This is a genomic window from Streptomyces sp. NBC_00523, from assembly GCF_036346615.1.
Taxonomy (GTDB): Bacteria; Actinomycetota; Actinomycetes; order Streptomycetales; family Streptomycetaceae; genus Streptomyces.
Window position 1 is genome coordinate 4,833,716 of record NZ_CP107836.1, and the last position, 22,466, is coordinate 4,856,181.

Sequence of the window (22,466 nt, forward strand, 5' to 3'; positions counted from 1 at the left end):
ATGCCCCCTGCCCGTCCGGGGGGGTGCGCAGTCGTTTCCCCCGGTCGCGGGGTGTGTACCGGCGGCGGCCAGTATGGTGGTTCGCGCGCCCGGGCTGTGGCACGGGGGAAGCACGGGCGGCGGAGCCAATCGGGAGAACCTGCTTTGAGTCGTGAAACTGACAGTTCGTCCTCCGGGCCCCAGGGTCGCGGAGGAGCCGCGTACCCCTCGGGTACGCCGCCGTACGGATCCCGCCAGTATCCGTCGCAGGACGCCTCGGACGGATCCCAGGAGCCCGGCGGGCCGGACCGGCCGGAAGAGCCGAAGACCGAGACGACGCTGACGACGCGCATCCGGATCAACATCCCGGGGTCGCGCCCCATCCCGCCTGTTGTCATGCGTACGCCCATGAGCGACGCCGAGGGCGAGGGCGAGCGCACCGGCTCGACCCCGCGTCCGGGCGCCTCCGCGCCGGGCGGCGCACCGCAGACTCCTCAGGCACCGGCCGCGGAGTCCGGCGAGGACGCGTCCCCGGCGGATTCCGAGAAGCCGGCCAAGGAGAAGAGCGGCAGCGACTGGTTCGCCCCGCGCAAGCCCCCGGCGGCCGCGAAGCCGCCGACGGGCGGCGGCCCCGGCGACACGGACGGCGCGGGCTTCCCGGTGCCGGGTGACGCGGGTGCTCCGGGTGGTCCCGGCGGTGCGGGTGCTCCCGACGGTGCCGGCGGGCCCGGCGGTGCTGGTGTTACGGGTGGTCCCGGCGCCCCGACGGGTCCCGGTGGTCCCGGCGCTCCCGGCGGCCCCGGCCGCGTCTCCCCGCCCTCCGGCCCCCGTACCGACCTGCCGTACTTCTCGGACGGGCCGCAGCGCGACTTCCCGGAGGGCCCCGGCGGTCCGCGTGCCACCCCCGACCTGGGTGTGCGCACCCCCGGCCCCGCCGGCCCCACCACGGGCCCGGCCGCCGGAAGTTCGCCGCTCACGCCGAACCTCGACGGCCCCGGACCCTTCCCGTCGGGCCCGGGTCCCTTCCCGCCGGGCCCCGGTCCGCTCAACACGGGCGGCCCCGGGCAGGGCGGGGCGCCGCCGCGCATGTCCGACGACACCGCCATCCTCACCCCGCAGTTCGCCCCGCCCCCGGGCGGCCCCGGCGGCAACGTCTCGGGTGACACGCTGAACAGCGGCATCCCCGTCGTGCCCGGCGGCCGGAACGTCCCGGGCGACCCGATGGGCACGGGTCCCGGTGGGCCTGGCGGACCCGGTGGCCCCGGAAGCGCGGCGCCGAAGCCTGCCGCCGCCGCGCCCCGGCCCGCTCCGAAGGCCGCGCCCGCCAAGAAGGGCCGCTCGAAGCTGGTCCTGCTCGGTGTGGCGGTCGTCTGCCTGCTCGGTGTCGCGTACGGCGCCGGACTCCTGATGAACCACTCCGACGTCCCCAAGGGCACCACCGTCCTCGGCGTCGACATCGGCGGCGGCACCAAGGAGGACGGCGTCGAGAAGCTGGACGCCGCGCTCGCCAAGCGCGCCGCGACCCCGCTCAAGCTGACCGTGGACGGCAAGGAGACGCAGCTCGCCCCCGACAAGGCCGGGCTCTCCCTGGACAGCCAGGCCACCGTGCGCGCCGCGGCCGGCAGCGACTACAACCCGGTCTCCGTCATCGGCTCGCTCTTCGGCGGCGAGCGGACCGTCGAGCCGGTCTTCCCGGTGGACGAGGAGAAGCTGGGCGTCGCGCTCCAGGACCTGGCCGGCGGCTCCGGCACCGTGAAGGACGGCACCATCAAGTTCGAGCCCGGCAAGGCCGTCGCCGTACCGGGCAAGGCAGGCAAGGCGATCGACGTCAACAAGTCGATGGGCTCGGTCCGGGACGCCTACCGCGCCCAGGTCGAGACCGGCAGCGCCCGGGCCGTCGAACTGCCCGTCGTCACACGGGAGCCCACCGTCACCCAGGCCGAACTGGACCGGGCGATGAAGGAGTTCGCGGAGCCCGCGATGTCCGGCCTGATCACCATCAGGGCCGGTGGCAAGGAGATCCCGTTCGGCCCGGCGAAGTCGCTGCCGCAGATCCTGTCGATGAAGGCGGTCGACGGGAAGCTGGTCGACGTCTACGACAAGGAGGCGATCGACCGGCTCTGCGCCGGTGTCTTCGACGGCGTCATGATCACCAAGGGTGACGGCAAGAAGCACCAGCTCAGCGCGGACGACGTGGCCTTCGCCATGAAGGGCGCGCTGATGGGGAAGACCCCCGCCGAGCGCACGGTCACCATCGACCTCGACGGCAACGGCTGACCGGCCCGCACCACAGCCCACCCGCCCCCGACCGGACCCCGGCCGGGGGCGGCGGCGTGACCGGGCGAAACCGGACCCCGCCCGGCGCGGCGGCCTCCCCGCGGCAGACCCCCGTACACCCGCCCCCGTACGCCCGTCACCCCCGGCACATGACATCTGTCATCCCGGATCCACGACCGCTGGCCCTGCCGCGCGCACCCCCCGGTCCGCCAGGCTGGACGCATGACAACGACAGCCACCGGAGCGACCGCGACGAGGACCGCGGTGGTCAGCTTCGACCAGGTCAGCAAGGTCTACGGGGACGTACGCGCCGTCGACGGGCTCACCCTGGACCTGCATCCCGGCGAGACCGTGGCCCTCCTCGGCCCCAACGGCGCCGGCAAGTCCTCCACCCTCGACCTCCTCCTCGGCCTGCGCACCGCCGACTCCGGCACGGTCGGCCTCTTCGGCACCACCCCGCAGGAGGCCATCAAGGCCGGCCGGGTCGGCGCCATGCTCCAGAGCGGCGGCCTGATGGAGGACGTCACCGTCGAGGAACTGGTCCGGCTCGCCTGCGATTTGCACCCGCGCCCCCACCCGGTCGGCGAGGTGCTGGCCCGGGCGGGCATCGCGTCGATCGCCGGCCGGATGGTCAACAAGCTCTCCGGCGGCCAGGAGCAGCGCGTACGGTTCGCGCTCGCCACCGCCGGGGCCAACGACCTCATCGTCCTCGACGAGCCGACGACCGGCATGGACGTCACCGCCCGCCAGGCGTTCTGGGCCACCATGCGCGAGCAGGCCGAGCAGGGCCGTACCGTCCTGTTCGCCACGCACTACCTGGAAGAGGCCGACGCGATCGCCGACCGCGTCCTCGTCCTGCACAAGGGCCGCCTCCTCGCCGACGGCACCGCCGCCGAGATCAAGGCGAAGGCCGGGGCCCGCCGGATCTCCTTCGAGCTGGAGGGCGCGATCGACCAGGCCGCCCTGCGCGCCCTGCCGTTCCTCGCCTCGCTCGACGTCAACGGCCGCCGGGTGCGCATCCAGTCCCACAACGCCGACGCGACCGTTCACGCGGTCTACGGCCTCGGCCTCTACCCGCGCGAGCTCGAAGTCGCCGGACTGGGCCTGGAGCAGGCCTTCGTCGCCATCACCGAGGCCGAGGAGGCCAAGACCTCATGAACACGCTGATCCGGCTCGAAGTCACCCGCACCCTGCGGAACAAGAAGTTCATGTTCTTCTCGGTCATCTACCCGTCGGTGATCTACCTGCTGATCTCCGGCACCCAGAACGACACCGACAAGATCCCGCACACGGATCTGACCCTCCAGTCCTTCTTCATGGTCTCCATGGCCTCCTTCGGCGCGCTGACCGCCGTCCTCATGGGCAACAGCGAGCGCATCGCCAAGGAGCGCGAAAAGGGCTGGGTGCGCCAGCTGCGGCTGACCGCGCTGCCCGGCCGGGGTTACGTCCTGGCGAAGATCGCCAGCGCCGCCATGGTCACCCTGCCGTGCATCGTCGTGGTCTTCCTCGTCGCCGCCTCGGTCAAACACGTCCGTTTCGACCTCTGGCAGTGGTTCGCGCTGACCGGCGTCATCTGGGCCGGCTCCCTGGTCTTCGCCGCGCTCGGCGTCGCCATCGGCTACATGGCCAGCGGGGACGCGGTCCGCCCGATCACGATGATCATCTACTTCGGCCTCTCCATCCTCGGCGGCCTCTGGATGCCCAGCGCGACCTTCCCGCAGTGGCTCCAGAACATCTCCGAGTGGCTTCCCACGCACGCGTACGCTGCTCTCGGCCAGGCCGTCGAAATGGGCGGCGCGCCCCACGCCAAGGACGTCGCCGTCCTCTGCGTCTACTTCCTGCTCTTCGCGGGCGGCGCGGCCTGGCTCTACCGGAAGGACACCTTGAAGGCGTGAACGACGACGAGATGTCGGTGGGGCTCGGGCGGCCGCCCGCGACCGCCCGGCAGGCCGGGATCAAGCTGCTGTGGATCGGGATCTGGCTCGCCTTCATGAGCGCGCCGGTCAAGGACCTCGCCGAAGGCAACCACACCCCGTGGGCGACCGCGCTCGGCGTCCTCGGGCTGCTGGTCTTCGTCGGCGCCTACCTGGTCCTGGTGTTCCGGCACACGTCGAAGGCGCTCGACCCCTTCCGGGTGCGGGCGTCGCTCGCCTTCCTCGGCGCGGTCGCGGTGCTGATGTCGCTGACGTTCGGCACGCCGTGGCTGGTCCTCTTCGTGTACGTGTCGGTCTCCGTCGGGGCCACGCTGCCGCTGCGGACCGCGCGCTGGCTGATCCCCGTCGTCACCGCCGTCCTCGTGGGTGTCGGGTCAACCCTGGAGGACGCGCGCGAGATCATCACCGCCCTGGTCTTCCCGGCCCTGCTGGGCGGGTTCGCGATGACGGGCGTACGGCAGCTGGTCCGCACCACGATCGAGCTGCGCCAGGCCCGGGCCACCGTCGCGCAGCTCGCCGCCAACGAGGAGCGGCTGCGCCTCGCCCGCGACCTGCACGACCTGCTCGGCCACTCCCTCTCGCTGATCACCCTCAAGAGCGAGCTGGCCGGCCGGATGCTCCCCGACCGGCCCGAGCTGGCGGCCGCCCAGGTCGCGGACATCGAACAGGTCAGCCGCCAGGCACTGGTGGACGTACGCAGTGCCGTCACCGGATACCGCCGGCCGACCCTGCCCGGCGAACTGGCCGGGGCCCGCACCGCGCTGGCCGCCGCCGGAGTCGACGCCGACGTCCCGGCCGACGTGCCCGACGGGCTGCCCGAGAAGGCGGAGGAGGTGCTCGCCTGGGGGCTGCGGGAGGCGGTCACCAATGTCGTACGCCACAGCGGTGCGCGCCGCTGCACGGTGACCCTGACGCCCCGCCAGACGCTGGACGGCCGGGTGCTCGAACTCACCGTCGCCGACGACGGCCGGGGCGCCGCCGGAACCGCGCCCGGCAACGGCCTCACCGGCCTCACCGAACGGCTGGCCTCGGTGGACGGCACCCTCATCACCCGGGCCACCCACCCCCGTTCGGGCAAAGGCTTCACCATGGTCCTCAGCGTTCCGTTCGAATCCGGCCTAGGATCCGCGGAATGAGCATGATCAGACTTCTCCTCGCGGAGGACCAGTCCATGGTGCGCGAGGCCCTGGCGGCGCTCCTCGGCCTGGAACCGGACATCGAGGTGGTCGCCCAGGTCGCCCGCGGCGACGAGGTCCTGGCGGCGGCCCGGGAGCACTCCGTCGACGTGGCCCTCCTGGACATCGAGATGCCCGGCATGACCGGGATCGAGGCGACGGCCCGGCTCCGCGAGACACTGCCGGACGTGAAGGTCGTGGTCGTCACGACGTTCGGCCGGCCCGGCTATCTGCGCCGCGCCATGGAATCGGGCGCCGACGCCTTCCTGGTCAAGGACGCCCCCGCGTCCCAGCTCGCGGAAGCGGTACGCAAGGTGCTCGCCGGCGAACGCGTCATCGACCCCGGCCTCGCGGCCGCCGCCCTCGCCGACGGCGCGAACCCGCTGACCGACCGCGAACGCGAGGTCCTGCGCACCGCCGCGGACGGCGCGACCAACGCGGAGATCGCCGCCTCCCTCCACCTCTCCCAGGGCACCGTCCGCAACTACCTCTCCATGGCGATCCAGAAACTGGCCGCCCGCAACCGCGCCGAGGCGGTCCGCCTGGCACGGGAGAAGGGCTGGCTGTAGGCGCCGTTCCGGGCGACGGCGCCCGCCGCCGCGGCCTGCGTCACCGCCCCGGGGCCACCAGCCCCGCCTCGTACGCGATGATGACCAGCTGCACCCGGTCCCGCGCCCCGAGCTTGGCGAGCAGGCGGGTGAGATACGTCTTCGCCGTGGCGACGCTGATGACCAGGCGCTCGGCGATCTCCGCGTTCGAGAGCCCGCAGCCGACCAGCACCAGCACCTCCCGCTCCCGGTCGGTGATCGCGGTCAGCGGTGCCGGGGCCGGTGCGGAGGGCGAGGGCCGGGCCGCGAACTCCTTGATCAGCCGCCGGGTGACGCTCGGCGCGATCAGGGCGTCGCCGGACGCCACCACCCGGACCGCCGCCAGGATGTCGTCCAGCGCCATGTCCTTGACCAGGAACCCGGCCGCCCCGGCGCGCAGCGCCCCGTACACGTAATCGTCGTCGTCAAAGGTCGTCAGGACCACGACATGGGCCTCGCCGCCCTGTGCGGTGATGCGCTCGGTGGCCTCGATGCCGTCCATACCGGGCATCCGGATGTCCATCACCACGACATCGGGCGCCAGCCGCGCGGCCAGCCGGACCGCCTCCTCGCCCGTCCCCGCCTCGCCGACCACATCGATGTCCGGGGTGTCCGCCATGACCATGCGCAGCGCGGCCCGCACCAGCGGCTGATCGTCCGCGAGCAGTACCCGGATGACGGAGGCCGCCCCGGTCTCGCTCATATCGTCGCCTCCCGGAGGGGTTCTGGCCCAAGCTCCGGCGGCCCGGGTATCGCCTCCCGCACCGGCTCGTGCACCGGCACCGGCAGCCGTGCCGTGACCCGGAACCCCCCGCCGGGCGCGGGCGTGGCCGCGAACTCGCCGTGCAGCAGGGCCACCCGCTCCCGCATGCCGACGAGGCCGAACCCAGGAGACGTACCCCGGCCGGTGCCCCGCCCCCGGTCCGTGATCTCGACGGTCAGCTCCTCCTCGCCGTACTCGACGCGGACCCGGCAGGCGTCGGTCTCCGCATGGCGCACCACGTTGGTCACCGACTCCTGGACGATCCGGAACGCCGACAGCTCCAACTCCGGCGGCAGCGGACGCCGTTCCCCCCGGCAGTCCACCGCGACCCGGACCCCGGCGGCGGTCGTGGCCCGGGCGAGCCGGTCGATGTCGGCGAGGCCCTCGGCGGGGCGCAGTGGCGCGTCCTCGCGGCCCGCCGTGTCCTGGCCGGGCCCGGTCTCCCGGAGCGCGCCCAGCATCCGGCGCAGCCCCGCCAGCGTCTCCCGGCCCGCCGCCTCCACCGCGCTCATGGCCTCCCGGGCGGCGTCCGGCTGGGTGTGCACCACCCTGGCCGCGGCGCCCGCCTGGAGGGCGATGATGCCGACGCTGTGGGCCACCACATCGTGCATCTCGCGGGCGATGCGCAGCCGTTCGGCGACGAGCGCCCGGTCCGTGGCCCGGGCCGTCAGGTCCGCGTCGTGCCTGCGGCTCTCGTACACGAAGCGGCCCATCAGCCACGCGACGACCGCCACCAGGGCGACGGCCAGCTCCGCCGACGTACCGGCGGGCCACCCGGAGAGCACCCGGCCGCCGACGAACGCGACCAGGACGGTCACCGACATGACGAGGGCGAGGACACCCGTGCGCAAGGGGCGGGCGGCGGCCGTGAAGTACAGGGCGACATCGACGGCCAGGAACTGGGCCAGGGGGATCTCCGCCACCCCGAGCGGCATCGTGGCGAGCGCGGACGCGGCGAGCAGCACCGCCATGGCGCCCAGCGGCCGCCGGGTGAGCCACCGGCAGCCGGCCACGAGCAGCGCGGTGGACAGCAGATGGGTCAGCAGACCGTCCCAGCGGTAGAAGAGGACCCCGGGCAGGATCGACGCCTGCCGCTCGCCGGGCAGCCGGACCCGCATGAGGAGGGTGAGCACCATGCCCGCGCACCAGGCGGCCGCCACCCACGCGCCGGGTGGGACGCGCCTGAGCAGGGGCAGGACCGGTGAGCTGGACATGTGCCGAGCGTAACCAGCGCCGAACCCCCGCACATCGGCCCACGGTTGTACACCCACGGGTGCAGACCGGCGTGTCCGGATGTCAGCGACGGCCCGACGACACCGGCCGGTCCCGGCCCGCAGGGTGGGGCCCGTGATCGAAGTCAACGGACTGACCAAGCGATACGGCGGCGCCACCGCCGTGGACGACCTGACCTTCACCGTCCGGCCGGGCGAGGTGACCGGCTTCCTCGGGCCCAACGGGGCCGGGAAGACCACCACGCTGCGGATGCTCCTCGGCCTGGTCGAGCCGACCGCCGGAACGGCCACCGTCCGGGGCCGCCCCTTCCGCGACCACCCGCGCGGACTGCGCCACGTCGGCGCCCTCCTCGACGCGGGCGACGTCCACGGCGGCCGCACCGCCCGCGCCCATCTCGCCGTGCTGGCCCGGAGCAACGGCATCCCGCGCGCCCGGGTCGACGGGATCCTCGAAGAGGTGGGCCTCGCGGCAGCGGCCCGCCGCCGCGTCGGCGGCTTCTCGCTCGGGATGCGCCAGCGCCTCGGCATCGCCACGGCCCTGCTCGGAGACCCGCCCGTTCTGCTCTTCGACGAACCCCTCAACGGCCTCGACCCGGAAGGTGTGCTGTGGGTGCGCGGGCTCTTCCGCCGGCTCGCAGCCGAAGGCCGTACCGTCTTCGTCTCCAGCCACCTGATGACCGAGATGGAGCACACCGCCGACCGGCTCGTCGTCATCGGGCGGGGCACGCTCATCGCCGCCGAGAGCCTGAGCGCGTTCGCCGCCCGCTCCACCCGGCTCGGCGTCACCGTACGCACTCCGGACGCGGCGGACCTGACGCCGCTGCTCACCGCCGAGGGCGCCTCGGTGTCCGGGGACGGCGACCGGCTCACGGTGACCGGACTCCCCGCCGAGCGCGTCGGCGAACTCGCCCTGCGCCACCGGGTCCTGCTCCACGAGCTGACCCCCCTCGGCGCCTCGCTGGAGGAGGCGTTCATGGAACTCACCGCGGACAGCGTCCAGTACCCGGCAGGAGACCCCCGATGACCACGGCGACCGCCACCCCCGTCACGCGCGCCGGGACACGCGCGCGCTTCACCGACCTGATCGCCGCCGAGTGGCTGAAGACATGGTCGCTGCGCTCGACACCCTGGCTGTACGCGCTCGGGGCGTCGGCCGTCGTCGCGTTCAACGCCGGTACGGCCTACGACCACTACAAGTACTGGTACCAGTACGACAAGGGCAGCCAGGAGTTCTTCGTCAGCCACCGGCTGGCGCTGGTCGACGCCTTCACCGACAACTCCGCCCTGGTGCTGGTCCTGGCGCTGGCCGCGATCGGCGCCGTGTCGGTCACCGGCGAGTACGGGACCGGGCTCATCCGCACGACGTTCACCGCCGTACCCGCCCGGCGCTCGGTGATGGCCGCCAAGGTCCTCGTGCTCGCCGCCGTCACCACGGTCTTCGGCGTGCTCGTCGCCGCCGCCTCCTTCGCCTCGACCCGGGCGATCCTGTCCGGACGCGGCGCCTCCGTGGCCCTCGGCGACCCCGGAACGCTGCAGGTCCTCGCCGCCTCCGCGCTGCTCGCCCCGGTGGCCGCGCTCGCGGGGCTCGCGCTCGGCACGGTGATCCGGCACACGGGGACGTCGATCGTGGCGTGCGTGGTGGTGCTGCTCCTGCTCCCCATGATCCTCAGCGACCGACGCCACCTGACGGCGGTGCTCCGGCACACCCTGCCGTTCAGCGCCTGGGACCGGCTGGCGGGCGGCGCCCTTCCGCAGCCCCCGGCCGCGTTGTACCCGTGGTCGGAGGCGGGCGCCTGGACCGTCTACGCCCTGTGGGCACTGGTCGCGGGGGCCGTGGCGGTGTGCGCGGTGCACCGCCGCGACCAGTGAGCGCGGTGGGGTGACGCGTTACGCGCCCGGCGTGCCGAAGTAGTGCCCCTGGTCCAGGTCCTCGATGAGCCCGGGCCCGGCCGGCTTCCAGCCGAAGCGTTCGCGGGTCAGGGCGCTGGAGGCGGGCGAGTCGAGGCTCACCATCCCGGCCAGCCAGCCGAAGTGGCCGGGCGCGTCCTCGGGGGTGACGGAGGCCGTGGGGACGCCGAGGTGGCGGCCGATGGTCTCGGCGACGGACCGCAGCACGACGCCCTCCTCGGCCGCCGCGTGCAGCGTGGTGCCGGCGGGGGCCTGCTCCAGGGCCAGCCGGAACAGGTGCGCGGCGTCCTCGCGGTGGGCGGCCGGCCAGCGCTGGGAGCCGTCGCCGACGTGGCCGGAGACGCCCTTGGTGCGGGCGGTGGCGACGAGCGAGGCCACGAAGCCCTGGTCCCCGTCGCCGTGGACCGTCGGGGGCAGCCGGACGACGGACGAGCGGACGTCGCGGGAGGCGAGGGCGATCGTCGCCCGCGCGTTGTCCTGGCGTCCGCCCGGGCCGCCGGACGGCGCGTCCGGGTCGGCGCTCTGCCCGTCCTCCTCGGTCGCGACCCGGCCGGGGGCCAGCCCGAGGAGCCCGGAGGCGATGACGAAGGGCTTGCCGGACCCGGCGAGCGCGTCCCCGAAGGCGTCGATCGCCTTCCGGTCCGCCTCGGTGGCGCCCTGGAAGTCCCCGGAGAACGCGATGTCGTGCTTGAACGCGAGGTGGAGCACCCCGTCCGCGTCGGCGGCGGCCTCGCGCAGCACGTCCAGGTCGTCCAGCGATCCGCGGAGCACCCCGGCCCCGGCGGCGGCCAGCGCTTCGGCCGAGGCGTCCGAACGGGCGAGCCCGACAACCTGGTGACCTGCCCCGATGAGTTCGGGGACGACGGCGGAACCGATCCAGCCGGACGCGCCGGTGATGAATACACGCATGAGGAAACCTCCTGGAACAGGCTGACGATCCGGGCGGCGGGAGTGCTGCCGGACCCCCGATGTCAGCGACTGCCATCAGCCTACTCCTGATGTCAGTGACTGTCATCCAATAGACTCGCCGTATGGGTCGATGGGAGCCGAACGCACGCGGCAGGCTGGAGCAGGCCGCCATGGAGCTCTACGCCGAGCGGGGTTACGAGCAGACGACCGTGACCGAGATCGCGAAGCGGGCCGGGCTCACGGAACGCACGTTCTTCCGGCACTACGCGGACAAGCGCGAGGTGCTGTTCGCGGGCTCCGCCCTGCTCCAGGAGCGCATGGTGGGCGGCCTCGCCGGGGCGCCCCCGTCCGCGCCCCCGATCGACGCGGTGGCGGCGGCGCTCCAGGAGGCCGCGGCCGTACTGGACGAGCGGCATCCGCAGGCCAGGCAGCGGCAGCGGATCATCACGGCCAACGCGGAGCTCCAGGAGCGCGAGCTGGTCAAGCTCGCGTCCCTCGCCTCGGCGATGGGGGAGGCCCTGCGGGCGCGCGGCATCAGCGAACCGGCGGCGAGCCTGGCGGCCGAGGCGGGGATCGCCGTCTTCAAGGTCGCCTTCGAGCGCTGGATCGACACCACCGGGGTGCGCGGCCTGGGCGCGTTCGTCCTGGAGGGGCTCGCCGGACTCGAATCCCTGATGGCGGGCGGCCGCCCCTGACACGACGACGCCCGCCCCGTCGGAAGTGACGGAGCGGGCGTCCTCGCGGAGGACTCCGGCGACCGGAGTCCCGTACCTGCCCGCGGTCTACGGGAAGGACACAACCTGGGACGGGACGGTCTCCGTACCCGAGGTCGGCGAACCCGTGTCGTTGATGACGTGGTTGTACTGGCCCTGGCCGCCGAGGGAGACGACGATCAGGTCGTGGAACTTCACGCCGGCCTTGACCGGGGCCTCGAAGCCGTGGTCCTGACGGATGCTCGGGTCGACGTTGAAGTAGCAGTAGCTCCCCAGTCCCCAGCCCTCGTGCGTGTTGACCGAGTCGTCCACCTTGTAGGCCGCGAAGCCCTTGACGTCACCGTTCTGGACGGCGTCCTGATTCGGCGCGTCGTAGGCCTTCTCGTTCTGGAAGAAGATCGTCTTGCCGTTCTCGCCGGACCAGCGGACGTCGTACTTGTTGAAGTGCTCGACGAAGAGTCCGGTGGCCAGGACGTTGTCGCCGTTGACCTGGAGGCCGTAGTCGGAGCGGTTGGTCTCCCAGCCGATGCCCTCGCCGTGGTCGGCGCGCCACAGCCAGGTGTGGTCGATGATCGTGTCGTTGCTGTTGATCACCATGCCCGTGGTCGCCTTGCCGGCACCGGCGCCGCCGACCCGGACGAACACGTCCTGGACGCTGGTCGGGTTGTCCGCGTGGCTCGCGGACGCACCCTCGGGGCCGACCTCGACCAGGGTGTCGCTGTTGGTGGTGCCGGCGTCGATGAGCAGCCCGGCCAGCTTCACGCCGTCCACGTCACCGACCTTGAGGGCGGTGACCCCGTTGTCCGGGATGATCGTCGCCAGGCCGAGGCCCAGCACGACCGTGTTGGCGCGATCGATGTTGATCGTCTGGTCGACGTGGTAGATCCCCGGCGTGAACAGCAGGTGCAGGCCCTGGTCCACCGCCGCGTTGATCGTCTCCGCGCTCGCGCCCGGCTTCACCACGTAGAACTGGTCGAGGGGGATGGACTCGCCCTGCGGGGTGCCGTTGGCCCACGAGACGCCGCGCGCGTTGGTGCGCTTGGCCGGGACGAAGACCTTGTAGTCGTTGCCGTCCAGGTAGAGGAACGGCTTCTCTCGGGAGACCGGGGTGTTCTCGAGCGTGGTGTACGGCGGCTCGGGGAAGCTCTGCGCCGGAGCACCCTCGACACCCGAGAACGTCATGTTCCAGACGCCGTTGCCCCAGCTGCCGATGGAGCTGTCGCGGGTGTACCACTGCTGCTGCGAGTACGGGCCGACCTGCCCGTCGATCTTGCTGTCGGCGATGTACCCGCCGCTCGCCCAGCCATAGCCGTCGGGCGCGAGGTTGAGCCCGCCCTTGACGTGCATCCGGCGGAACGGAGCGGCCTGGGACACGGCCCAGCGGTCGGTGCCGTTGACCGGGTTCAGCGCCAGGTTCTCCGCCGAACGCCAGAAGTTCTGCGTGGCGTTGCCGTTGAACCAGCCCGCGTCCACGGTGACATCACCGTTGAACGTGGTGTCGTCCGGGTTCAGCCCGAGACCGGCGATCGACGTGTAGAAGCCGATCTGCGCGTTGATGTTGTCGTACGTGCCCGGCTTGAACATCAGCGCGTAGCGGCCGTCGCCGAACTGCGCCGACTCCTGCTTCTTGAAGACCTCGTCGACCTTGGCCTGGATGTCCGGCGTCGACGGGTCGAACACCATGACGTTGGGCCCGAGATCGCCGCCGCCCTCGATGGCCTGCGCGTCCTGCCCGAAGGCGGTCTGCGCCGTGGGGACGGCCATGAGCAGCGACACGGCGAACGCGGCGAACCCGAAGGTCCTGCCCCGGCGCCTGCGGCGGGAGGGTGCGGTGGAGGGGGATGTGGGGGGCGTGGTGGGGGCTTCCGTGGGGGGAAGGTGCATGGACGTACGTCTCCTGGGTCTTGGTGCGGGTGACGCGACGAACGGTCCGGTGAAACGCTCAGAGAGCGCTCTCCGGTGGGTGCTGATGGTTCCGCTGTTACCCGGGACACGTCAAGAGGTGTGCATCGGAAGCCTTGCGCGAACCGCGCCGTGCGCAACAAATAATGTCTGCGGCACGGCAATTGGCCCGCTCTGTGGCCAGTTCGGCGTGCTCTTGTGTTCAGGAACTGGTGGTGACCGCCCGGGAGCGCGGGGTGCCCGGCCCTCACCGGCGCGACCACCCCGTAGGGTCGTACGGATGACCGAACTCGACGCGACCCGCGCCTATTACGACACCGTCGCCGAGGACTACGCCGCCCGCGTCCCCGGCCTCTTCGCCGAGGACGTGCCGGGGCGTGCGCTGATCGGCGCGTTCGCGGAGGAGGTCCGGGCGGACGGCGGGCTCCCCGTGGCCGATCTCGGCTGCGGACCGGGCCATGTGACGGCCCATCTGGCCGGCCTCGGGCTGAGCGTCCACGGGGTGGACGTGTCGCCGCGCATGGTGGACATCGCCCGGCACCGCCACCCGGATCTGCGCTTCGAGACCGGAACGATGGACGCGCTCGGACTGCCGGACGGCGGCCTCGGCGGGATCGTCGCCTGGTGGTCCATCCTGCACACGCCGCCGGATCTGCTCCCGGCCCTGTTCGCTGAGTTCCGCCGCGTCCTGGCCCCCGGCGGCCGGCTGCTGCTGGGGTTCCACGCCGGGAACGGAGAGCCCTACACCTCGGAGAAGCGGGCCGGTGGATTCGCGTACGCCATCCACCTGCTGTCCACCGAGCGGGTTGTCGGACAACTGGAGGAGGCCGGGTTCACCCTCACCGCCCGGCTGACCACCCCGGGCACGAGGTGGCCCCAGGTGTGCCTGCTGGCCCGGGCGGCCGGTGCGTGAGAGGTGACCTGGCCGGCACCTTGGTCAGGTGGGGTGCCGGCCAGGGGCTGTGGGGGCGCGTCAGGCGCGCGTGATGCGGGCGATGGCCTCGACGGTCAGGGCGCGGTCGTGCGGTTCGGTTTCCAGCGCCCGGTGGATGGAAAGGCCCTCGATCAGCGCGTCGAGCTGACGGGCCGTCGCCGGGTCGAAGTGCCACTCCAGGGCGACCCGGCTGCGGCGCATCCACTCGCGGGTCAGCTCGCGGTAGGCGGGCTTGCGGGCGGCGAGGGTGTACAGCTCGTGCGTGAGGACCAGTTCGCGCTGATTGCCGCCGGACAGATGGTGGACCAGATCGGCGACCGCCTCCCGGGCCTCGTCCTGCGTGGTGGCGGCGCCCAGCCGCTCCTCGAAGACGGCGACGATTCCGCTGGAGAAGCGGGTGAACGCCTCCCGCAGCAGCTCGTCCATACCGGCGAAGTGGTACGTCATCGAGCCGAGGGGCACCCCGGCGCGCGCGGCGACCTTGCGGTGCGAGGTCCCGGCGACCCCCTCGGCCGCGATCAGGTCGAGCGCGGCGGTGATGATGCGCTCCCGCCGCTCGGGGTCGTTCTGTCCGGTCGCCACGCGCTGTCCCTCGTCTAGATCGAACGGATCACCCGGGCCGGATTGCCCACGGCGACCACGTTGGCGGGGATGTCCTTGGTGACGACGGCACCCGCGCCGATGACGCTGTTGTCCCCGATGGTCACCCCGGCCAGCACGATCGCCCCGCCGCCGAGCCAGACATTGTCGCCGATCGTGATGGGCCGCGCCGCCTCCAGCTTGTCCCGGCGCGGCTCCGGCTCCACCGGATGCGTCGGCGTGAGCAGCTGGACGTTCGGCCCGATCTGGCAGTCGCGGCCGATGGTGATCGGCGCGACGTCCAGCGCGGTGAGGTTGTAGTTGATGAACGTGTCCTCGCCGACCGTGATGTACGAGCCGTAGTCGACGTACAGCGGCGGCCGGATGTGCGCCCCCGTGCCCAGCCCGCCGAGGAGTTCGGCGACGACCGGCTGCGCCGCGTCCGGGTCTTCGGTGTACGCGGCGAGATAGCGGGCGGCCAGCTGCACGGCCCGCTTCTGGGCCTCGACGATCTGCGGGTCGTCCGCGATGTACAGGTCTCCGGCGAGCATCCGCTCGTGGTTCGTGCGCGGATCGCCCGCGAAGTAGTCCGTCATGGGTACGAGCGTACACTCCAGGCGTACGATCGTACGCTCGTGGCGCCCGCCACCTTTCCGGCCGCCGCGTTTCCACCGCCACCCTTCTCCGATCGTCTGACGAGGCCCCGTTGTATGGATGCCGCCACACGCCGCTGGCGTGCCGCACTGTTCCTCTTCATGCTCGCCGCCGGTACCGGCATGGCCTCCTGGGTCGCGCGCACCCCGGCCGTCCGGGACGGGCTCGACGTGTCCACCGGCGCGATGGGCCTGGTGCTGTTCGGGCTCTCCACCGGTTCCATGGCCGGTGTCATGGCGTCCGGGCCGCTGGTGCGGCGCCACGGGGGCCGGACGACGATCCTCGGCGGGGTCGCCCTGATCGTCGCCGGGATGCTGGTCGTCGCGGCCGGCACCGCCCTCTCGCTCGCCCCCGTGGTCTTCGCGGGACTGGCCCTGTTCGGCGGCGGGATGGGGATGAGCGAGGTGGCGTTCAACATCGAGGGCGCCGCCGTCGAGAGCGCCATCGGCCGGCCCGTCCTGCCGGTGCTGCACGGCTGCTTCAGCCTGGGCACCGTCGTCGGGGCGCTCCTCGGCATGGCGTTGACGGCAGCGGCGTTCCCCGTCGGCTGGCATCTGACACTCGTCGCGGGGCTGATAGCCGCGGCCGGTACGCGGTCGGTCCTCGCCATTCCGCCCGGCACCGGCAAGGACGACGCGCCCGCCGCCGACTCCGGGAAGGGCGGCCTGCGCGGACAGCTGCACGTATGGCGCGACCGGCAGCTCGTCCTCATCGGCGTGATCGTGCTGGCGATGGCCTTCGCGGAGGGCGCGGCCAACGACTGGCTGCCGCTGCTCATGGTCGACGGGTACGACGTGAGCCCCACGGCGGGCTCGCTGACCTTCCTGGTCTTCGCCGCCTCCATGACCCTGGGCCGGCTCGCCGGCGGCCCCTTCCTGGAGCGGTTCGGCCGGGCGCTGGTCGTCCGGATCAGCGGCCTGACCGCCGCACTGGGCCTGGCGGTGGTCATCGTCGCCCCGAGCCCCCTGATGGCGGGCGCCGCCACGGTGCTGTGGGGGCTCGGCGCCTCGCTCGGCTTCCCGGTCACGGTGTCCGCCGCGGGCGACCATCCGACGGACGCCGCCGCACGGGTGGCCGCGGTCTCCACGGCGGGCTACGGCGCCTTCCTGGTCGGCCCGCCCGCCCTCGGCTTCCTCGCCGACCACATCGGCCTGCGCCTCACGATGACCGTGGTCCTCGCGCTGGTGGCCGTGGCGGCGCTGCTGGCCGGGGCGCTGGGCCCAGGCCGCGCGAGCGACGCGGCCGGGACGGAGGCGGCGCCGGTCGCGCCGTGAGGCGGACGCCGCCCCCTTACGCCTCCTCGTCCCACAGCGCGGTGCCGTGCGCGGCGGTCAGCGCGGCGATCCGGGACAGCGCCTCCCCGGCCGGCATCGGGGCGAGCCGGCGGCCGTCGCGCAGGCGGAGCGCGACCAGGCCGTCGGCCGCCTCCGCCGCGCCGATCACCACCTGGTACGGCACCAGCCTGGCCTCGCGGATGCGGGCGCCCAGGCTGCCGCGCTCCCGGCCGCCGACCTCCGCGCGCAGCCCCAGTCCGGCGCACCGCCCGGCCAGCGCCTCCGCGTCCGGGAGTTCGGCGTCGGACACCGGCAGGACGGCCAGCTGTCGCGGGGCGAGCCAGGCCGGGAAGGCGCCGCCGTGCTGCTCGATGAGGTGGGCCACGGCCCGCTCGACGCTGCCGATGATGGAGCGGTGCACCATGACCGGGCGGTGCTTCGCCCCGTCGGCCCCGGTGTAGTGGAGGTCGAAGCGCTCCGGCTGGTGGAAGTCCACCTGCACGGTGGACAGGGTGAACTCGCGGCCCGCCGCGTCCTCGACCTGGACGTCGATCTTCGGCCCGTAGAACGCCGCCTCGCCCTCCGCCGCCTCGTACGGCAGCCCCGACGCCTCCAGCACCTCGGTCAGCAGCGCGGTCGAGCGCCGCCACAGCTCCGGGGCGGCGACGTACTTGCCGCCCGGCCCCGGCAGCGAGAGCCGGAAGCGGGCCGCGCGGATGCCCAGTGCCTCGTACGCCCGCAGGATCATGTCCAGCGCCCCGCGCGCCTCGTCGGCGACCTGCTCGACGGTGCAGAAGATGTGCGCGTCGTTCAGCTGGATGGAGCGCACTCGGGTCAGCCCGCCTAGCACCCCGGACAGCTCCGCGCGGTACATCCCGCCCAGCTCGGCCATCCGCAGCGGCAGTTCGCGGTAGCTGTGCGCCCGGGAGCGGTAGATCACCGCGTGGTGCGGGCACAGGCTGGGCCGCAGCACCAGCTGCTGTCCCTCGCCCAGGTCCATCGGCGGGAACATGTCGTCGCTGTAGTGCGCCCAGTGCCCCGAGCGCTCGTACAGCTCCCGTTTGCCGAGCACGGGTGAGTACACATGGCGGTAGCCCGCCTGCCGCTCGGCGCCCCGGATGTACTCCTCCAGGGTGTGCCGCAGCTCCGCCCCGTCCGGCAGCCAGTAGGGGAGTCCCGCGCCGATCAGCGGATCGGTGTCGAACAGTTCGAGCTCGCGGCCGAGTTTGCGGTGGTCGTGCATGGCGGTCTCCTCGCGTGGGAAGAGGCGAGCGACCCCACGCGAAAGCCCCGGGGCACTCGCCCCGGGGCTTGTCGGCTGGTCAGCAGTCAGCGCGCCGGGACACTCTCCGGCGTCGTCGTGTTCATGGCGGCACGCTGCATGGTTCCGACGCTAACAGCGCCCCGCGCCCGCCCGCACCCGGTTTTCCCGCCCGTACGCGGGGGGAAGACCGCCGCTCACCCCTTCTTCACCGAGTCCAGGTGCGCGAAGACCACGACGTTGTCCTCGTAGTCCTTGGCCTTCCGGTCGTAGTTGCCGCCGCAGGTGATCAGCCGCAGCTGCGCGTCCGGGGTGTCGGCGTACACCTTGTCGTCCGGGAAGTCCGCCTTGCTGAACGTCTCCACGGTGTCCACGGCGAAGGTGGCCACCGTGCCGTCGGCGCGGGTGATGTCGACGGTCGCCCCGGGTTTCAGGAAGCGCAGCTGGAGGAAGACGGCCGGACCGGTCGTGGTGTCCACATGGCCCGCCACGATCGACGCCCCCCGTTCGCCGGGCGTCGCACCGTCCTTGAACCAGCCGACCAGGTTCTTGTCGTTCGGCGGCGGCGCGTCGAGCCGTCCCGAAGTGCCGATGGAGAGCGGGGTGAACGGCGCGTCCACCGCGATCGCCGGGATGCGCAGCCGCGTCGGCACCGAGCGCGGCAGCGAGGGCGACTCGCTCGGGGTGGCGTCCGCCGAGGCCGCGGCCGACGGTGACGCGGCGGCGGAGGCGGCGGCCGGCGGCGGGGAGGGCGCCTTGTCGTCGGCCGGGGATCCGATGGAGTGGTAGATCAGGGTCATGCCGAGACCGGCCGTCGCGAGGGGCCAGAACAGGGCCCGGCCGAGCGAGCCGGTGCGGGACGCGGCCCCGGGGGAGGGGGTTTCGGTGGTCTGCGGGGCGGCCATGGGGAACGTGCCTTTCGTCCGACGGGGGCGGTACGAGTGAGGGGGACCGGGGAAACGCGGGCGCCGCGGCCGCCGGCCCCGGAGGGACGGCGACCGCGACGACAGAGGACCGCGGGGCCGGTCAGGCCATCGCACCGCCGGACGCCTGACGGCGGCGGAGCCGGTACGCGGCCACCCCGGCGCCACCGAGCAGCAGCAGCGAACCGGCGGCCAGACCGCTGCCGGTCATCGCCATCGCGCCGCCACCCGTGTGCATGCCGCCGTGCGGCTTCTCCTCGTCCTTGTACTTGCCGCCCTCGTCACCGGGCTGCCACTCCTCGGCGACCGTCTTGGCGAGGGCGCCGCCGCCGGTGTGGACGCCGCCGTGCGGCTTGTCCTCGTCGTCCTTGCTGTACTTGCCGCCCTCGTCACCGGGCTGCCACTCCTCGGCGACCGTCTTGGCGAGGGCGCCGCCGCCGGTGTGGACGCCGCCGTGCGGCTTGTCCTCGTCGTCCTTGCTGTACTTGCCGCCCTCGTCGCCCGGCTGCCACTCCTTGGCGAGCGTGTTGGCGAGGGCGCCGCCGCCGGTGTGGACGCCGCCGTGCGGCTTGTCCTCGTCGTCCTTGCCGCCCTCGTCGCCCGGCTTCCACTCCTTGGTGACGGTCTTCGACAGCGCACCGCCGCCGGTGTGCATGCCGCCGTGCGGCTTGTCCTTCTTCCACTCGCCGTCGGAGTTGTCGTGCTCGTGGTCGGAGGCGGACGAGCCGCCGTGCTGCTGGTCGGCGGCGACGGTCATCGCGTAGGCCGAGGGAGAGGTGATGGTGAGGACCGCCGTGACGGCGGCCGCAGCGAACAGCGTGCGGGCAGAGCGCATCTGTACACATTTCCTTTCGTCGCCCCTGCGAGGAGTGACGGCGTGTCGACTCCTGGTGACGCAGTGGCTACGTGATCCACCGTCAGTCCGAACCCGGGAGCGCGCCATCGGAGAGCGCCGCATTGGGGCTACGGCGTGGGCCCATCGAGTGGCGCAGCACGGATAATCACCCGTTGGACGGCATGCCGCGCCCCCACGAGGTTTGGGCGCGGCGCCACACCTCCCGCTCCGTCAGTTCAGGAGCGCCCGAGCCGCCCGCGCACTGTTGCGCACCGACTCCGCCACGGCGGGCTCGATCTCCTCCACGACCTGCGCGTACTCCTCCATCTCGGCCGCCCCGCGCAGGAACTCGCCCGCGCGCACCAGCAGCTGGGCGTGCTCGTAGCGCAGCCTGGCCGGATGCGAGGGCAGCAGCAGCGACAGCTCGGCCGCCCAGAGCGCCACGGCCGTGTGCTCCGGGCGGGCCGCGGCCCAGGCCCGGATGTTGTTCAGGACCCGCAGCACGACCTCCAGCGGCCGCGCGGGCTCCAGCGACGACGGCTCCCACCGCTCCCCGGTCGCGCTCGTCACCATCAGCTCCGCGTCCTGGTCCGTCAGCGGCCGCCCCCCGGCGAACGGATCGGCGAGCACCCGCTCGGCCGGGTCGCCGAAGCCGACCACGAAATGCCCCGGCAGAGCCACCCCGTACACCGGGGCGCCCGCCCGCCGGGCGACCTCGATCCACACCACGGACAGCAGGATCGGCAGCCCGCGCCGCCGCCGCAGCACCTCGTGCAGCAGGGACGACTCCAGCCGCTGGTAGTCCGCCGCCGCCCCCTCGAACCCGCACCGCTCACCGAGCAGTTCGGCCAGCGCCGACGCCCAGTCATGGGCCCCGCGCAGCCCGTACGGGAGCATCCCGGCGAGCCGGTCCAGCTCGATCTGGGCCTCGTCGATGCCGTGCGCGTCCAGCTCCGGATCCGCCTCCGCCGCCACCAGCAGGCACAGCAGCGCCAGGTCGGGCCGCTCGGCCCGGGCCTCCTCCGCGAACCGGCGGCGCAGCTCCTCGCGGTCGTTCCCCTCGGCCGCCACCGGTCACACCGGCCGGAAGTGGTGGTAGAGGTGGTGCGTCGCGAAGCCCATCCCGTCGTACAGCGCGCGGGCGCCCTTGTTGTCGGCCTCCACCTGGAGCCAGGCGGCGGACGCGCCTTCGTCCATCGCCTGCCGGGCCAGCGCGGTCATCACGGCGGTCGCCAGGCCCCGGCGGCGGTGCTCGGGGGCCACCTCGACGGCCATGAAACCGGCCCACCGCCCGTCCACCACGCACCGCCCGATCGCGGCGGGCGCCCCGCCCTCCTCGCCGGGCACGGTCGCGAACCATACCGAGGGGCCGCCGTGCAGCACCGCCGTCACCTCGGGACCCGGTGTCCCCACGCGCTGGTAGCGGGAGAGCCAGGCCGCACCGGCCGTACGCTCCAGGCGGACCCGGGACACCTCGGCCGGCAGGTCACCGACCGGGGCGAGCGCCGCGATCCGCACCTCCGCCGTCACCTCGCGCCGCCAGCCGTGCTCCTCCAGCGCCGCGCACAGTTCCTCCTGCGCGCCCTCGGCACCGGTCGCGGTCTGTACGTACGCGGGCAGCCCCCGGTCCGCGTACCACGCGCGGACGCGTCCGAGCGCCGCGTCGAGCGGCACGCCCGGGTCGCCGAGCGGCAGCACCGAGTTGGCGCGGCGGGTGAATCCGGCGGCGGCGCGCAACCGCCAGTCGCCCAGCGGTTCGCTCTCCACGGGCTGCCAGGCGCGCGCGGTCACCCGGGCGAGTTCGGCGAAGGAGGCGGCGGGGCCGCGGCGCCGGGCCGGGGCGGAGGGCACGACCTTGCCCGCCACGAGCGAGGACTCCGCGATGCGCACCGACACGCCGTTCTTGGGTGTGACGCACAGCACACCATCGTTCCATGATGTGAGAACGCCGACCGTGTCGGTGAATTTCGCCCCGTCGGCACCGTCTCCGCCCAGACGCCGGACTGATACCCGTTTGCCCACGTCAGCTGGTGCAATTCGGACCTCAAGCCGTCCGCCGATGGTGAATTCCACAGCTCTGTCCGCCCCTCCTGTTCGGATCGTGCCCGCGAACGGAGATACTAGGTGCGGGCATCGACGACGCCGCGCTCCCGCGCGAGAGCCAACGCCCTACCGAGGAGGAACGACAGCGTGACCTACGTCATCGCGCAGCCTTGTGTCGACGTCAAGGACAAGGCCTGCATCGAAGAGTGCCCCGTCGACTGCATCTACGAGGGCCAGCGGTCCTTGTACATCCACCCGGACGAGTGCGTCGACTGTGGAGCCTGCGAGCCGGTCTGCCCGGTGGAAGCGATCTTCTACGAGGACGACACCCCGGACGAGTGGAAGGACTACTACAAGGCGAACGTCGAGTTCTTCGACGACCTCGGTTCGCCGGGTGGTGCCTCCAAGCTTGGTCTGATCGAGCGCGACCACGCGTTCATCGCCGCGCTGCCGCCGCAGAACCAGTAACAGCGCCCCGGCACGTGCGCCGCCCGGTCCCGTACGGCTCGCCGCCGTGCGGGACCGCGGTGTTTCCCGCGCCCGCCGGGCCGCCCGCGTGAACTCCGTACGAGAAAGCAGAGAGC

General features: G+C 73.0%; 21 protein-coding genes and 1 pseudogene. 11 read left to right on the forward strand and 11 right to left on the reverse strand.

The genetic code is table 11. The features are described from left to right. The first annotated feature begins 144 nt into the window (after positions 1–144). The 5 genes from OHS17_RS22115 to OHS17_RS22135 all read left to right on the forward strand — a co-directional run bounded on the left by OHS17_RS22115 (position 145) and on the right by OHS17_RS22135 (position 5,934). Entirely contained in the window at positions 145–2,256 is a 2,112-nt protein-coding gene (locus tag OHS17_RS22115; RefSeq protein WP_443066144.1) for a peptidoglycan binding domain-containing protein, read from the forward strand. Between the two features lie 222 nt (positions 2,257–2,478). Beyond that, positions 2,479–3,414: an ABC transporter ATP-binding protein gene (locus tag OHS17_RS22120; RefSeq protein ID WP_330313571.1), complete on the forward strand. Its 936-nt coding sequence runs from the start codon at positions 2,479–2,481 to the stop codon at positions 3,412–3,414. Continuing rightward, positions 3,411–4,151, forward strand: a complete 741-nt coding sequence (locus OHS17_RS22125) for an ABC transporter permease (protein ID WP_164628519.1) — start codon at positions 3,411–3,413, stop codon at positions 4,149–4,151. Before OHS17_RS22120 ends, OHS17_RS22125 begins: the two co-directional genes overlap by 4 nt. Next, positions 4,148–5,326: a sensor histidine kinase gene (locus tag OHS17_RS22130; RefSeq protein WP_330313572.1), complete on the forward strand. Its 1,179-nt coding sequence runs from the start codon at positions 4,148–4,150 to the stop codon at positions 5,324–5,326. The genes OHS17_RS22125 and OHS17_RS22130 overlap by 4 nt, the downstream gene beginning before the upstream one ends. After that, on the forward strand, positions 5,323–5,934 hold the full coding sequence (locus tag OHS17_RS22135) for a response regulator transcription factor (protein WP_018100838.1): 612 nt from the start codon (positions 5,323–5,325) through the stop codon (positions 5,932–5,934). The genes OHS17_RS22130 and OHS17_RS22135 overlap by 4 nt, the downstream gene beginning before the upstream one ends. Positions 5,935–5,974: 40 nt before the next feature. On the opposite strand, the gene OHS17_RS22140 is transcribed toward OHS17_RS22135, so the two are convergent. Together OHS17_RS22140 and OHS17_RS22145 are read right to left on the reverse strand one after the other, a co-directional pair. Continuing rightward, positions 5,975–6,655, reverse strand: a complete 681-nt coding sequence (locus OHS17_RS22140) for a response regulator transcription factor (RefSeq protein ID WP_330313573.1) — start codon at positions 6,653–6,655, stop codon at positions 5,975–5,977. After that, complete coding sequence (locus tag OHS17_RS22145) at positions 6,652–7,929, reverse strand: sensor histidine kinase (protein WP_330313574.1); 1,278 nt, start codon at positions 7,927–7,929, stop codon at positions 6,652–6,654. The genes OHS17_RS22140 and OHS17_RS22145 overlap by 4 nt, the downstream gene beginning before the upstream one ends. A 133-nt stretch (positions 7,930–8,062) precedes the next feature. Between OHS17_RS22145 and OHS17_RS22150 the strand changes: the two genes are divergently transcribed. Both OHS17_RS22150 and OHS17_RS22155 read left to right on the forward strand, forming a co-directional pair. Next, complete coding sequence (locus OHS17_RS22150) at positions 8,063–8,971, forward strand: ABC transporter ATP-binding protein (RefSeq protein ID WP_330313575.1); 909 nt, start codon at positions 8,063–8,065, stop codon at positions 8,969–8,971. Further along, on the forward strand, positions 8,968–9,816 hold the full coding sequence (locus OHS17_RS22155; RefSeq protein ID WP_330313576.1) for an ABC transporter permease: 849 nt from the start codon (positions 8,968–8,970) through the stop codon (positions 9,814–9,816). Before OHS17_RS22150 ends, OHS17_RS22155 begins: the two co-directional genes overlap by 4 nt. Before the next feature lie 18 nt (positions 9,817–9,834). Here the strand turns inward: OHS17_RS22155 and OHS17_RS22160 are convergent, their stop codons facing one another. Next, positions 9,835–10,764, reverse strand: a complete 930-nt coding sequence (locus OHS17_RS22160) for an SDR family oxidoreductase (RefSeq protein ID WP_330313577.1) — start codon at positions 10,762–10,764, stop codon at positions 9,835–9,837. 122 nt (positions 10,765–10,886) lie between these two features. On the opposite strand from OHS17_RS22160, the gene OHS17_RS22165 reads away from it, so the two are divergent. Further along, positions 10,887–11,459, forward strand: coding sequence for a TetR/AcrR family transcriptional regulator (locus OHS17_RS22165; protein WP_330313578.1), 573 nt, complete (start codon positions 10,887–10,889; stop codon positions 11,457–11,459). A gap of 87 nt (positions 11,460–11,546) precedes the next feature. On the opposite strand, the gene OHS17_RS22170 is transcribed toward OHS17_RS22165, so the two are convergent. Then, positions 11,547–13,361, reverse strand: coding sequence for a coagulation factor 5/8 type domain-containing protein (locus OHS17_RS22170; RefSeq protein WP_330313579.1), 1,815 nt, complete (start codon positions 13,359–13,361; stop codon positions 11,547–11,549). Positions 13,362–13,659: 298 nt separating this feature from the next. Here OHS17_RS22170 and OHS17_RS22175 point away from each other — a divergent pair, with 298 nt between their 5' ends. Continuing rightward, a complete protein-coding gene (locus OHS17_RS22175) occupies positions 13,660–14,292 on the forward strand; it encodes a class I SAM-dependent DNA methyltransferase (RefSeq protein WP_330313580.1) in 633 nt (210 codons plus the stop codon). Between the two features lie 60 nt (positions 14,293–14,352). Here OHS17_RS22175 and OHS17_RS22180 read toward each other — a convergent pair whose 3' ends face one another. Both OHS17_RS22180 and OHS17_RS22185 read right to left on the reverse strand, forming a co-directional pair. Then, positions 14,353–14,895: a TetR/AcrR family transcriptional regulator gene (locus OHS17_RS22180; protein ID WP_018520906.1), complete on the reverse strand. Its 543-nt coding sequence runs from the start codon at positions 14,893–14,895 to the stop codon at positions 14,353–14,355. Between the two features lie 14 nt (positions 14,896–14,909). Continuing rightward, positions 14,910–15,488 carry a sugar O-acetyltransferase gene (locus OHS17_RS22185; protein WP_330313581.1) on the reverse strand — a complete coding sequence of 193 codons (579 nt, stop codon included), beginning with the start codon at positions 15,486–15,488 and terminating at the stop codon, positions 14,910–14,912. 96 nt (positions 15,489–15,584) lie between these two features. On the opposite strand from OHS17_RS22185, the gene OHS17_RS22190 reads away from it, so the two are divergent. Then, positions 15,585–16,820, forward strand: coding sequence for an MFS transporter (locus tag OHS17_RS22190; RefSeq protein WP_383168939.1), 1,236 nt, complete (start codon positions 15,585–15,587; stop codon positions 16,818–16,820). A gap of 16 nt (positions 16,821–16,836) precedes the next feature. On the opposite strand, the pseudogene thrS reads toward OHS17_RS22190, so the two are convergent. From thrS to OHS17_RS22215, 5 genes and pseudogenes are all read right to left on the reverse strand, one after another. Next, positions 16,837–18,069, reverse strand: a pseudogene (gene thrS / locus OHS17_RS22195) (threonine--tRNA ligase); the annotation flags it as partial. Between the two features lie 209 nt (positions 18,070–18,278). Next, positions 18,279–18,986: a class F sortase gene (locus tag OHS17_RS22200; RefSeq protein WP_018105471.1), complete on the reverse strand. Its 708-nt coding sequence runs from the start codon at positions 18,984–18,986 to the stop codon at positions 18,279–18,281. A gap of 121 nt (positions 18,987–19,107) precedes the next feature. Continuing rightward, positions 19,108–19,839 (reverse strand): hypothetical protein, encoded by a 732-nt coding sequence (locus tag OHS17_RS22205; RefSeq protein ID WP_330313583.1) that lies wholly within the window; start codon positions 19,837–19,839, stop codon positions 19,108–19,110. A gap of 231 nt (positions 19,840–20,070) precedes the next feature. Next, on the reverse strand, positions 20,071–20,910 hold the full coding sequence (locus tag OHS17_RS22210; protein ID WP_330313584.1) for a transglutaminase-like domain-containing protein: 840 nt from the start codon (positions 20,908–20,910) through the stop codon (positions 20,071–20,073). 3 nt (positions 20,911–20,913) lie between these two features. Beyond that, positions 20,914–21,912 carry a GNAT family N-acetyltransferase gene (locus OHS17_RS22215; protein WP_330313585.1) on the reverse strand — a complete coding sequence of 333 codons (999 nt, stop codon included), beginning with the start codon at positions 21,910–21,912 and terminating at the stop codon, positions 20,914–20,916. Between the two features lie 117 nt (positions 21,913–22,029). Between OHS17_RS22215 and fdxA the strand changes: the two genes are divergently transcribed. Next, positions 22,030–22,350: a ferredoxin gene (gene fdxA, locus OHS17_RS22220; protein WP_018105475.1), complete on the forward strand. Its 321-nt coding sequence runs from the start codon at positions 22,030–22,032 to the stop codon at positions 22,348–22,350. The last annotated feature ends 116 nt before the right edge of the window (positions 22,351–22,466 follow it).

What these genes read in the sequence shown, in the direction of transcription:
- OHS17_RS22160 (WP_330313577.1), bottom strand. Translation starts at nt 10,764, where the DNA reads ATGCGTGTATTCATCACCGGCGCGTCCGGCTGGATCGGTTCCGCCGTC.
- OHS17_RS22155 (WP_330313576.1), top strand. Translation starts at nt 8,968, where the DNA reads ATGACCACGGCGACCGCCACCCCCGTCACGCGCGCCGGGACACGCGCG.
- OHS17_RS22205 (WP_330313583.1), bottom strand. Translation starts at nt 19,839, where the DNA reads ATGCGCTCTGCCCGCACGCTGTTCGCTGCGGCCGCCGTCACGGCGGTC.
- OHS17_RS22145 (WP_330313574.1), bottom strand. Translation starts at nt 7,929, where the DNA reads ATGTCCAGCTCACCGGTCCTGCCCCTGCTCAGGCGCGTCCCACCCGGC.
- OHS17_RS22175 (WP_330313580.1), top strand. Translation starts at nt 13,660, where the DNA reads ATGACCGAACTCGACGCGACCCGCGCCTATTACGACACCGTCGCCGAG.
- OHS17_RS22120 (WP_330313571.1), top strand. Translation starts at nt 2,479, where the DNA reads ATGACAACGACAGCCACCGGAGCGACCGCGACGAGGACCGCGGTGGTC.
- OHS17_RS22165 (WP_330313578.1), top strand. Translation starts at nt 10,887, where the DNA reads ATGGGTCGATGGGAGCCGAACGCACGCGGCAGGCTGGAGCAGGCCGCC.
- OHS17_RS22185 (WP_330313581.1), bottom strand. Translation starts at nt 15,488, where the DNA reads ATGACGGACTACTTCGCGGGCGATCCGCGCACGAACCACGAGCGGATG.
- OHS17_RS22135 (WP_018100838.1), top strand. Translation starts at nt 5,323, where the DNA reads ATGAGCATGATCAGACTTCTCCTCGCGGAGGACCAGTCCATGGTGCGC.
- OHS17_RS22200 (WP_018105471.1), bottom strand. Translation starts at nt 18,986, where the DNA reads ATGGCCGCCCCGCAGACCACCGAAACCCCCTCCCCCGGGGCCGCGTCC.
- OHS17_RS22140 (WP_330313573.1), bottom strand. Translation starts at nt 6,655, where the DNA reads ATGAGCGAGACCGGGGCGGCCTCCGTCATCCGGGTACTGCTCGCGGAC.
- OHS17_RS22125 (WP_164628519.1), top strand. Translation starts at nt 3,411, where the DNA reads ATGAACACGCTGATCCGGCTCGAAGTCACCCGCACCCTGCGGAACAAG.
- OHS17_RS22170 (WP_330313579.1), bottom strand. Translation starts at nt 13,361, where the DNA reads ATGCACCTTCCCCCCACGGAAGCCCCCACCACGCCCCCCACATCCCCC.